The organism is Paraglaciecola aquimarina, assembly GCF_032464635.1.
Taxonomy (GTDB): Bacteria; Pseudomonadota; Gammaproteobacteria; order Enterobacterales; family Alteromonadaceae; genus Paraglaciecola; species Paraglaciecola aquimarina.
In genome coordinates this window covers 4078038-4089576 of record NZ_JAWDIO010000002.1, presented here as the reverse complement: position 1 = coordinate 4089576, position 11539 = coordinate 4078038, and the positions used below count along the sequence as shown (strand labels likewise).

Annotated in this window: 6 protein-coding genes and 2 pseudogenes; 5 read left to right on the top strand and 3 right to left on the bottom strand. The window is 41.3% G+C overall.

Annotation, left to right across the window (positions count from 1 at the left end; genetic code table 11):
* The first annotated feature begins 68 nt into the window (after positions 1 to 68).
* Together RS130_RS20160 and serA are read left to right on the top strand one after the other, a co-directional pair.
* Positions 69 to 2373 (top strand): annotated as a pseudogene (locus RS130_RS20160) (YgiQ family radical SAM protein).
* A 474-nt stretch (positions 2374 to 2847) separates the two neighbouring features.
* Positions 2848 to 4080, top strand: coding sequence for a phosphoglycerate dehydrogenase (serA, locus tag RS130_RS20155; RefSeq protein ID WP_316027411.1), 1233 nt, complete (start codon positions 2848 to 2850; stop codon positions 4078 to 4080).
* A gap of 62 nt (positions 4081 to 4142) precedes the next feature.
* Here the strand turns inward: serA and RS130_RS20150 are convergent.
* Positions 4143 to 4870, bottom strand: a pseudogene (locus RS130_RS20150) (16S rRNA (uracil(1498)-N(3))-methyltransferase).
* Between the two features lie 594 nt (positions 4871 to 5464).
* On the opposite strand from RS130_RS20150, the gene RS130_RS20145 reads away from it, so the two are divergent.
* Both RS130_RS20145 and RS130_RS20140 read left to right on the top strand, forming a co-directional pair.
* Positions 5465 to 6298 (top strand): mechanosensitive ion channel family protein, encoded by an 834-nt coding sequence (locus RS130_RS20145; RefSeq protein WP_316027410.1) that lies wholly within the window; start codon positions 5465 to 5467, stop codon positions 6296 to 6298.
* A gap of 325 nt (positions 6299 to 6623) precedes the next feature.
* A complete protein-coding gene (locus RS130_RS20140; RefSeq protein WP_316027409.1) occupies positions 6624 to 7070 on the top strand; it encodes a GyrI-like domain-containing protein in 447 nt (148 codons plus the stop codon).
* Between the two features lie 46 nt (positions 7071 to 7116).
* Here the strand turns inward: RS130_RS20140 and RS130_RS20135 are convergent, their stop codons facing one another.
* The gene (locus tag RS130_RS20135; RefSeq protein ID WP_316027408.1) at positions 7117 to 7908 is read right to left on the bottom strand and encodes a M48 family metallopeptidase; all 792 of its coding nucleotides are present in this window, start codon (positions 7906 to 7908) and stop codon (positions 7117 to 7119) included.
* 142 nt (positions 7909 to 8050) lie between these two features.
* Positions 8051 to 9196 (bottom strand): methionine adenosyltransferase, encoded by a 1146-nt coding sequence (gene metK, locus RS130_RS20130; protein WP_316027407.1) that lies wholly within the window; start codon positions 9194 to 9196, stop codon positions 8051 to 8053.
* Positions 9197 to 9493: 297 nt separating this feature from the next.
* Here metK and tkt point away from each other — a divergent pair, with 297 nt between their 5' ends.
* Positions 9494 to 11485 carry a transketolase gene (gene tkt, locus RS130_RS20125; protein ID WP_316027406.1) on the top strand — a complete coding sequence of 664 codons (1992 nt, stop codon included), beginning with the start codon at positions 9494 to 9496 and terminating at the stop codon, positions 11483 to 11485.
* The last annotated feature ends 54 nt before the right edge of the window (positions 11486 to 11539 follow it).

Genomic DNA, 11539 nt, shown 5'->3' with positions numbered 1-11539 from the left:
ACTCATCAGTTGCAGAATTTCTGGTATAATTACTGGGTTTTTTCGTATCGCTTTTTTTGAGACAATCCATGCCAACAATCCAGCCCGCCTCTCGAGCCAAAACTATTCCGCGTATGAAAGCGGAACGAGGTTTATTTTCTTTTCCCAAATATTGGGCGGAGTGCTTTGACCCTGCGCCATTTTTACCGATGTCTCGCAAAGAAATGGATCAACTCGGTTGGGACAGTTGCGATATAATCATCGTTACCGGTGACGCCTATATTGATCATCCGAGTTTTGGTATGGCAGTAATAGGTCGAACTCTAGAAGCACAAGGCTTTAGAGTTGGAATTATTTCACAGCCCAATTGGCACTCTAAAGATGACTTTATGCAGTTGGGTGAGCCAAATTTATTTTTTGGTGTGACCGCAGGCAATATGGATTCTATGATCAATCGTTATACTGCTGATCGCAAGCTTCGTCACGATGATGCATACACAGCAAATAACGAAGGAGGCAAACGTCCAGATCGTGCTGTGACGGTTTATACTCAACGTTGTAAAGAAGCCTATAAAAAGCCGGTAGTCATTGGCGGTATTGAAGCAAGTTTGCGGCGTATCGCCCATTACGATTATTGGTCTGATAAAGTGCGACGCAGTGTGTTATTTGACTCTAAAGCCGATATGTTGATGTTTGGTAATGCTGAGCGGCCGCTAATTGAAATGGCCCATCGGTTCGCTGCAGGTGAAAGTATAGAGCAGATGCAAGATATCCGCGGAACAGCGGTGATCCGTAAAGAACCACTACCCGGTTGGCAAGGTGTAGACTCAACTCGCGTCGATGAGATTGGGAAAATTGATCCTATTGTTAGTCCTTATGAAAACATCGAAGACAAATGCGCAGTTTCTTCTGAAGCAGAAAAGCAAGCGGCTATCGATGCGCAGAAAGCTAAACCAGTTGTCATACAACCATTTACTTCAAAAACGGAAAGGCGTAAACCTTGGGACAAAACCTATGTGTTGTTACCGCCATACGATATGGTACGCGCCGAAAAAACACATTACGCCCATACGTCAAGAATTCTGCATAAGGAAACTAACCCTGATTGTGCTCGAGCCTTAGCGCAACGTCATGGTGATCGAATCGTGTGGATTAATCCTCCGGCATTTCCGCTAGAGACTGAAGAAATGGATGCGGTGTTTGATTTACCTTATGCTCGGGTGCCACACCCAAGTTACGGCAAGGCAAAAATCCCAGCCTACGATATGATTAAAACCTCAGTGAATATCATGCGTGGTTGTTTTGGTGGTTGTACTTTTTGTTCGATTACCGAACATGAGGGCAGGGTTATCCAGAGTCGTTCTGAAGAATCGATTATTCGAGAAATCGAGCAAATTCGCGATAAAGTTCCCGGGTTTACCGGCGTTATTTCCGACCTTGGTGGGCCGACAGCCAATATGTATAAATTGCGTTGTAAAAGTCCCAAAGCCGAGCAAGCTTGCCGTCGATTGTCATGTGTATGGCCAGAAATATGTGGTCACTTAGATACCGATCAATCTCCTACTACTCACTTATACCGAAAAGCCCGCGAGGTGGATGGCGTTAAAAAAGTACTGATAGCCTCAGGTGTACGTTATGACTTGGCTATTGAAGATCCCGAATATGTAAAAGAGCTGGTGACCCATCACGTGGGCGGTTATTTAAAAATTGCCCCAGAACATACGGAAAAAGCCCCTCTAGATAAAATGATGAAGCTAGAGTATGGGCACTTACGATAGGTTTAAAGAACTATTTGATAAATATACGAAAGAAGCGGGCAAAGAGCAGTTTTTGATCCCGTATTTTATATCTGCCCATCCGGGTACAAAAGACGAAGACATGTTGAACTTGGCCTTGTGGCTAAAAGAGCGGAACTTTAAACTCGATCAGGTGCAAAATTTTTATCCATCTCCAATGGCTAATGCTACGACCATGTATCACACCAATAAAAATCCGATACATAAAGTCACCCACAAAAGCGAAGTGGTAGAGGTGCCTAAGGGTGAAATTCATCGACGTTTACATCGCGCGTTTTTACGCTATCACGATCCGGCAAACTGGCCAATGCTCCGTAAAGCATTAACCGAAATGGGTAAAGCTTACTTAATTGGTAATGGCCCTAAATGTTTAGTTCCTGCTGAAAGTCGCAACGAACTTCGCGGAAAAGAGCAAAAAGAATATGCAAAACGTTCGGTTAATAAAGCCCATGCTAAAGGTAGACATGCAAATGCCGCAAGAGCACAAAAAGGATTGACGCGATTCAGTAGCGATCAACCTCATAATCAGCTGCACAATGAGACAGTTAAGAAAAATAAGCCCGGACGAAATAAAAACAGTAACAAAGGTAAAGGTTAACTTGATTTAACCAAGGCCTCTTTTTTGTATTTCTCTTTTGCCTAGCTAATAGCAACTTTAATAAATAAATGTACGCTTAGCGAGAATTTAAAACACAAGATCCAGACGTTTGAATCTGTGTGTTGAATAAATAACTCGTTATTAAAAAAACAAGCCATTACTCTTTTGAATTATAGCAACGCAGAGTATGTACTTGTTCGGCTCATTGTGAATTTTGCAAGGGGTAATCTTCTCGTTGACTGCTCTTAATTATTTTGCGTTGGCCATGCATAAATTCTGTTGATATTCGGTGTGTTGTGCGCTTAACAAGTATTTATTATTTACGGAAACGATCAACAGTTCGTTGATAATTGACAGGATATTTTATCTTTAAATATGTAGCAAAATGAACAGATTTCTGCTATTTTCTACAGCAAATAGACGTCCAGATGTCTGTCTCAAGTTTTTACATTAACCTGTCACGTGGAAGAGCTCATGAGCAAAGTGTCGTTGCCGAAAGAAAAAATCAAAATATTGTTACTTGAAGGGTTGCATCAAAGCACTTTAGATACATTGCATGCAAATGGATATGAGAACATTGAATACCTTAAAACCTCACTCCCCGAAGATGAACTAATTGAAAAAATCAAAGATGTTCATTTTATTGGTATCCGTTCAAGAACGCAGTTGAATGAAAAAGTTATTAATGCCGCTAATAAACTGGTTGCAGTGGGTTGTTTTTGTATTGGTACTAACCAAGTTGATTTATCGGCAACGCAAAAGCGTGGTATCCCTGTTTTTAACGCTCCTTTCTCAAATACTCGTTCCGTTGCTGAACTAGTGCTTGGACAGCTAATTTTGTTGTTACGTGGTGTTCCTGAAAGAAATGCTAAAGCTCATAAAGGTATTTGGGATAAAAGTGCTGTTGGATCATTTGAAGCTAGAGGCAAGACATTAGGCATCATCGGCTATGGGCATATTGGCACCCAGTTGAGTATTTTGGCTGAACATTTAGGCATGCGAGTGCAGTTTTATGATGTAGAGAGTAAGCTGGTTTTAGGTAATTCGACTCAAGTCAAAACATTAGAACAGCTATTAAATACGTCAGATGTGGTCAGCTTACACGTACCAGAAACAGCGGGCACCAAAAACATGATTGGCGCCAAAGAGTTAGATATGATGAAAGATGGCGCCATTTTAATGAATGCTGCCCGTGGAACCGTGATTGATATTGATGCGTTAGCTTCTGCGATGAGAAATGGTAAGTTATCAGGCGCTGCTATTGATGTTTTCCCAGTTGAGCCAAAATCAAATGCTGACTTATTCGAATCTCCTTTAACAGAATTCGATAATGTCATTTTAACACCTCATGTGGGTGGTAGTACGCAAGAAGCGCAAGAAAATATTGGGATAGAAGTGGCGGGTAAGTTGGCTAAATACAGTGACAATGGTTCAACCTTGTCAGCTGTTAATTTCCCTGAAGTATCGTTGCCTGAACCTACAGGCAATCGTTCGCGTTTATTGCATATTCATAAGAACGTACCGGGTGTCTTGACTCAAATTAACCAAGCTTTCACTGAAAATGATATCAATATTGCTGCTCAGTATTTACAAACGAATGAAAATATTGGTTACGTGGTAATGGACGTGGAAACCGATCGTGCAGATGAAGCTTTCGCTCAATTGCAAAAAATTGATGGCACCATAAAGACTCGAATTTTACACTAGTTGCTAGTGCTTAAATTCATCCAATCTTAAAAGGGACTGCGGTCCCTTTTTATTGCCGTAAATTACAGATCGCCATGAATAGCCTGTATGGCTGAAATGGCTGTAATCGCCGCTGTTTCGGTGCGCAAAACCCTTGGGCCCAATTGAATAGATTGAAAACCATTTTGTTCGGTTTGGTAAAGTTCTTGATCTGAAAATCCACCTTCAGGGCCAATCAGTAATCTAACGCCTGCGGGTGGCATCGCCACATGTCGAAATGCTTGTTCTGCGCGAGGGTGCAGAGTTAGTCTAATTTGATTAGTTGATTGTTGTATCCAATCTGTTAGTAAACTGGGTTGATGCAAATTTGGCAGCACATTTCGCCCACATTGTTCACAAGCCGAAATAACTAGTTTTTGCCATTGCTCATGTTTTTTAGCCACCTCTGTTGGTTAAGCTTGACCCCACAGCGCTCGGTAATAAGTGGTGTAATATCGGTGACGCCTAATTCTACTGACTTTTGAATGACCCACTCCATTCTGTCGCCTCGGGAAATGCCTTGCCCTAGGTGTATTTGCAGCGGTGATTCAATACTGATGGATATTTTTGAGTCAACGCACACTTTGGCTTTACGCTTAGTGATTTCAGATATATGGGCACTATATTCATTTCCATCACCATTGAATAATACAATAGCTTGGTCAACTTTTGCCCGTAATACGTTAATTAAGTGATTGCTGGCGTCGTCGGTTAAGGTGATGTGCGTATCAACACTTAACGTTTCTGGGTAATAGATCCTGCTTATACGCATAGTTACAACTCTACATTTTTTGAGGATGGTACCAATAGGAAAGATGTTTAAAAAGTGGAATTTAACTTTTGGGCTATTGTTTTTATGCTTTTGTTAGAAAATGTGATGCATGGAAGGTAGTAAGTAAAGCGGCGGTTGTAGTCCGCTTTACTTAAATTCAAGTTAACTCGCTTCGTTAACTTTCCTCGTTAAAATATGATTGTGTGTAGTTTGCTTTTGGACTATGGCGTTAGTCCCTTTACGAGCATGTTTTGTGTTCTTCCCTGTATCCTTTGATAACGAAAAAGAGAAAAGTAAAACAACTGTAATGATTAAAAAATAAACTAATAACATTTTCAATTCCTTTAAAAATATTAGGTGACCCATGCAAGGTCACCAAGCATGTTAACACTAATATTTTTATACTCAAGTAGAGGATAATGCAACTTTGGTATATGAAGGCTAAAAAAGTAGCAGCTTAGTATGACAAATTTATTATCGAAAGATGATTTTCGCACTAAAGTCTAATTGTTTCATATTTATAATTTAGTTAGTGTAAGTCGTTTAAATGCTGTAGTAATATGCACGCGGAACTTTAATATAATGGAGAGTAAAATGTTCGATTTTGATGCAGATAAAATATCACAATTAGTAGATACCTATGTCATTCCATGGGGGATCAATATTTTAATGGCTTTGGTCATTTATATTGTTGGTAAAATGATTGTTGGTGTTATCGTCAATGTTTTAGGAAAGTTGTTAGCCCGTTCTAAATACGATGACATGCTGGTTGATTTTCTAAAAGCTATTGTCAACGCGCTATTGATGTTATTTGTAATCGTTGCTGCTCTAGATCAATTAGGTGTAGATACAACTTCTCTTGTAGCTATATTAGGTGCGGCAGGCTTAGCCATTGGTTTATCTCTACAAGGTTCTTTACAGAACTTTGCCGCGGGCGTAATGCTACTTGTATTCAAACCTTTTAAAGCGGGTGACTTTGTAGAAGCGGGTGGTGCAGCTGGTGTGGTTAAGAGTATCAGCATATTTACTACTATTATGACCACGGGTGATAATAAAGAAGTAATCATTCCAAATGGTGCTATCTACGGTGGCAATATCACAAACTACTCTGCTAAAGAAACACGTCGTGTAGATATGGTTGTTGGTATTGGATACGACGCAGATCTGAAAAAAGCTAAACAAGTATTAAGAGAAATTGCTGATGCTGACGAACGTATTCTTAAAGAGCCAGCAGTCACTATTGCTGTGGCAGAACTAGCTGACAGTAGTGTTAACTTTGTGGTTAGACCTTGGACTAAAACAGCCGATTTCTGGGCGGTTAAGTTTGATTTTAATGAAGCGGTTAAACTTCGTTTTGATCAAGAAGGTATTTCTATTCCATTCCCACAAATGGATGTACATGTTCATAAAGATGACGCTAAGGCGTAAATTCTTTTCTGCAAAAATGCCGCTGTTTAGCGGCATTTTTTTGGGCGTAAATAAAATGTAAGCTAAATTTTTAGAAGCAGGATTGCAGTGGGATCTGTATTTTAGTAATACTATAAAAAATAGTGAGGTTTGATCGTACATGCTTATTCTTACCACATCATACACCGCTCAAAACCTAGTAGGCGCTGACTCACGGGCCAGCAATAATTGAGTTAGAAGGGTAAGGAAGGTGTGATCTATGATGAAAATTTCAGATCGTTTTTAAATGGCCTTCCATACGGTGCTAAGCAGATGATATTGGACAGCCATGACAGGAAATAAATGTATGCAGATAAAATCGGTAGCCGCAAAAACGATAAATGGTTTGAGCGTCAGAACAGACAACATCACTGAAATGTCAGTTAACGGAAAAATTGCTCCACTATGGCAAGCATTTGATGAAATGGTGCCTGTTGATTATAAGCATGGTGAAAGAGTATACGGCGTCTATTTCGATTATGAGTCTGATCATGCCGGCAAATTTACCGTGTTGGCGGGCTTTGATGGTCGATCATTGCCAACAGGAATGAAGTTAGAAACTGTGACCATTCCTGCTGCAAAATACTTAGTTTTTCACCATCAAGGCACTATGCCGCAAATTGCCATTGATGCTTGGACTGAGGTATGGAACTATTTTTCTAGTCAACAGGTCGAGCATGAAAGGCTATACTCGACAGATTTTGAATATTATCCAAATCAAAATGAAATAGAAGTGCACATAGCTATTCGATAACCAAAGGATAGCTGGAATTCAGCGTAGATAGCTATGCGCTAATTTTTTAACAGTTTGGTCTATCAGAGGCTGCTTTATATAGTTGTTGCGCCTTTGGCATATTGTCGCTTAATGTTTTTATACGGGTGGAAGGGGATGGGTGGGTAGACATAAATTCAGGTTGGCGATTGCCACCACTGGCGTTGTCCATATTTTCCCATAATTTCATTGATTGTTCAGGTCTAAATCCGGATTTAGACATTAGCTGCAAGCCAATCAAGTCCGCTTCGGTTTCGTGTGTTCTGCCAAACGGCAACTGAAATCCCACTTGTAAACCTAAGCCCAATCCAGCCATTATCATGTTACTACTGGCCACTTGTTTAGTTTGCAGTAGTTTGTTGGTGGCTTCCATTCCGATACTAATGAGTGTGTTGCTCGACATTCTTTCATTTCCATGATCAGCTATTACATGGCCTATTTCATGACCAATTACCGCCGCTAGTTGATCTTGATTTTCGGTGACTTCTAACAAACCAGCGTATACGCCAATTTTTCCACCTGGTAGAGCAAAGGCGTTAACTTGAGGCTCATCAAACACGACTAATTCCCATTGACCGCTGAACACAGACTTAGGCACATGCTTAGTTATGGCGTCTGCCACACACTGTACGTACTGATTAGAGACTTGTTTGGTGGAGACTTTTTGTTCCGTTTTCATGCTATCAAAGGCCTGTTCACCCATACCGCTTAGTTGGGAGCTAGAATATATCTTTAATTGATTGCGACCTAAAGGCGACTTAGCACAAGCAGTTAATAGCATAGTGAAGAGGATAATAAATAGTGGAATAGGGTTATGCATGTGTATTCTCAATTATCTAATGAAGGAGGATCATACCTTGATGAGTCTAAAGGGTTAAGGTTAGTTAACGATAAAATCACCAAATACAAATGAAAAAGCCTCAGGTTTGACGTGAGGCTTTTGCTTGATCCATCTGTGGTGATTAAATACTGGCTTTTAGTTGCTCTGCTAAATCTGTTTTTTCCCATGGAAATTCATCACGACCAAAGTGACCATAGGCCGCTGTAGGTTGATAAATTGGACGTTCAAGATCTAACATTTGTATTAAGCCGTAAGGTCTTAATTCAAAGTTGTTGCGAACTAACTCAATGAGCTTTGCTTCTGATACTTTGCTGGTGCCAAAGGTATCTACATTAATAGACGTTGGTTCAGCCACACCTATGGCATAAGATACTTGTATTTCACATTTATCTGCTAAACCGGCGGCAACAATATTTTTCGCGACATATCGTCCAGCGTAAGCTGCAGATCTATCTACTTTAGATGGATCTTTACCAGAAAATGCACCGCCACCATGACGAGCCATGCCGCCATAGGTATCTACAATAATTTTACGACCAGTTAATCCGCAGTCGCCCATTGGTCCACCAATTACAAAGCGGCCAGTAGGGTTAATAAAAAACTTGGTTTTTGAGGTTAGCCATTTTTCTGGCATAACAGGTTTAATAATTTCTTCCATCACCGCTTCACGTAAATCGGCGGTGCCAATTGAATCGCAATGTTGGGTTGATAATACTATGGCGTCTACACCAATTGGCTTGCCGTCTTCATAAATAAAAGTCACCTGACTCTTAGCATCCGGACGTAACCAATCTAAAGTGCCATTTTTACGGACTTCAGCTTGACGCTTGACCAATCTGTGAGAATAAGTGATTGGTGCAGGCATTAACACGTCGGTTTCGTTGCTCGCATACCCAAACATTAATCCTTGGTCACCGGCACCTTGCTCTTCAGGGGAGTTACGATCTACGCCTTGGTTGATATCAGGAGATTGTTTACCAATCGCATTTAAAATAGCACATGAGTCGGCATCGAAGCCCATGTCGGAATGTACGTAACCAATTTCTCGCACCGTTTTGCGAGTAATTTCTTCAATGTCGACCCAAGCAGAAGTGGTGACTTCGCCACCTACCAGTACCATTCCTGTTTTTACGAAAGTTTCGCAAGCTACACGGGCTCGAGGATCTTGGGCTAAAATGGCGTCTAGTACCGCATCAGATATTTGATCGGCTATTTTATCCGGATGCCCTTCGGATACAGATTCAGAAGTAAAAAGATGTGCTGTCATGTGCTTGCCTCTTTAAAAAACTTTGATTGAAATGTTACCAAAACATTATTCTAGCAACTTTTGGAAAAAATACCAGTCTTTACTTCTAGACGTCTAAATGGCTATATTCCAAATAAACTCGAAGCGACTTAAATCGACTAAGGTGTGAATAAAAGTCATATAAAAAAGGCCTTTCATAAACGTTTTAGCATTGCAGTTAACCGTTGGCTAATACAGAATAACGGACTATTTTTGGAAATTGTATTTATTCTTATATAAATGCAGTTTCCATATCCTATGAATCAGTCAGGAGACAACATGCCTTCACGTCAAGAACTCGCCAACGCCATTCGAGCATTAAGTATGGATGCCGTTCAAAAAGCCAAATCAGGTCACCCAGGTGCACCTATGGGTATGGCCGACATCGCTCAAGTTTTATGGAGTGACTTTTTAAACCATAACCCAACGAATCCAGATTGGGCTAACCGTGACCGTTTTGTTTTATCAAATGGTCATGGTTCAATGCTGATTTATTCGTTGTTACATTTATCGGGTTACGCACTACCCATCGAAGAATTGGCGCAGTTTAGACAATTGCATTCAAAAACGCCTGGTCATCCAGAGTATGGCTACACCGCTGGTGTTGAAACCACAACAGGTCCTTTAGGACAAGGTATTGCCAACGCTGTTGGTATGGCTATAGCGGAAAAAACCTTAGCCGCGCAGTTTAACAAACCAGGTCATGACATAGTTGATCACTACACTTATAGCTTTTTAGGCGATGGGTGTTTGATGGAAGGTGTGTCTCACGAAGCGTGTTCATTAGCAGGAACGCTAGGTTTAGGTAAGCTAATCGCTTTTTGGGATGATAACGGTATTTCTATCGACGGTGAAGTAGAAGGTTGGTTTACCGACAATACTCCTGCTCGTTTTGAAGCGTATGGTTGGCATGTTATTGCTGATGTCGACGGTCATAATGCTGATGCAATTGCTGCAGCGATTGCTGAAGCAAAATCGGTAACTGATAAACCTACTATGATTTGTTGCAAAACAATCATTGGCTTTGGTTCACCTAATAAGTCAGGTAGCCATGATTGTCACGGTGCACCTTTAGGCGACGAAGAAATTGCTGCGGCGCGTGAGTTTTTGAAATGGCCACATGCTCCATTTGACATACCAGCAGACGTGTATGCTGGATGGGATGCTAAAGAAGCGGGTTCAGCTAAAGAGCAAGAGTGGAATGCTAAATTTGATGCTTATGCTGCAGCTTTCCCTGAATTAGCTGCCGAATACAAACGTCGTATAGCAGGTGATTTGCCGGCGGATTTCTCTGCTAAGGCCGATGCCTTCATCCAACAGTGTCAAGATAAGTCAGAGAACATTGCTAGCCGTAAAGCCTCACAAAACTCTATCGAAGCCTTCGCTAGCATTTTACCGGAAGTATTAGGCGGTTCAGCTGACTTGGCTGGTTCTAATTTAACTTTATGGTCTGGTGCTAAAGGTTTAACGGCTGACGATGCCAGCGGTAACTACGTTTATTACGGTGTTCGTGAGTTTGGTATGACTGCCATTATGAACGGTATCGGCTTGCACGGTGGATTCCGTCCTTACGGTGCGACTTTCTTAATGTTCATGGAGTATGCTCGAAATGCTCTAAGAATGTCTGCTTTGATGGGGATCCCAAATATTCAGGTGTATACACACGACTCTATTGGTCAAGGTGAAGATGGGCCTACTCACCAGCCTATCGAGCAAGTGGCAAATTTACGTCTAACGCCAAATATGGACACGTGGCGCCCATGTGATGCCGCTGAGACAGCTACCGCTTGGAAATTTGCATTAGAGCGCAAAGAAGGTCCTTCTTCGTTAGTTTTCAGTCGCCAAGGTTTACCAGCTCAAGCCCGTGATGCGGCGCAACTTAAAGACATTGCTCGTGGTGGTTATATCTTAAAAGATACTGCTGGCACCCCAGACGTGATCATTATCGCCACAGGTTCTGAAGTAGGAATAAGTGTAGAAGCAGCGGAGCAACTAGCCTCTCAAGGTATTGCCGCACGGGTTGTATCTATGCCTTCTACTTCTGTATTTGATAGACAAGATGCAGGGTACAAAGAAGCAGTATTGCCTGCGGCTATTACTAAGCGTGTAGCAGTTGAAGCGGCTCATGTTGACTACTGGTACAAATATGTTGGCTTTAATGGCGCGGTAGTGGGTATGACTACATTCGGTGAGTCTGCACCGGGTGGCGAGTTACTTAAACACTTCGGTATTACTGCTGATGCAGTCGTTGAAGCAGCCAAAGGTTTATAATTCAGCGAAATATAATTGAGTTTTTCCGAAGCTGCATGCTTTCGGTTAACCTCA

Bases quoted from the DNA above. Each gene is read 5' to 3' on its own strand.
- serA (WP_316027411.1), top strand. From the start codon at position 2,848: ATGAGCAAAGTGTCGTTGCCGAAAGAAAAAATCAAAATATTGTTACTT.
- RS130_RS20145 (WP_316027410.1), top strand. From the start codon at position 5,465: ATGTTCGATTTTGATGCAGATAAAATATCACAATTAGTAGATACCTAT.
- RS130_RS20140 (WP_316027409.1), top strand. From the start codon at position 6,624: ATGCAGATAAAATCGGTAGCCGCAAAAACGATAAATGGTTTGAGCGTC.
- RS130_RS20135 (WP_316027408.1), bottom strand. From the start codon at position 7,908: ATGCATAACCCTATTCCACTATTTATTATCCTCTTCACTATGCTATTA.
- metK (WP_316027407.1), bottom strand. From the start codon at position 9,196: ATGACAGCACATCTTTTTACTTCTGAATCTGTATCCGAAGGGCATCCG.
- tkt (WP_316027406.1), top strand. From the start codon at position 9,494: ATGCCTTCACGTCAAGAACTCGCCAACGCCATTCGAGCATTAAGTATG.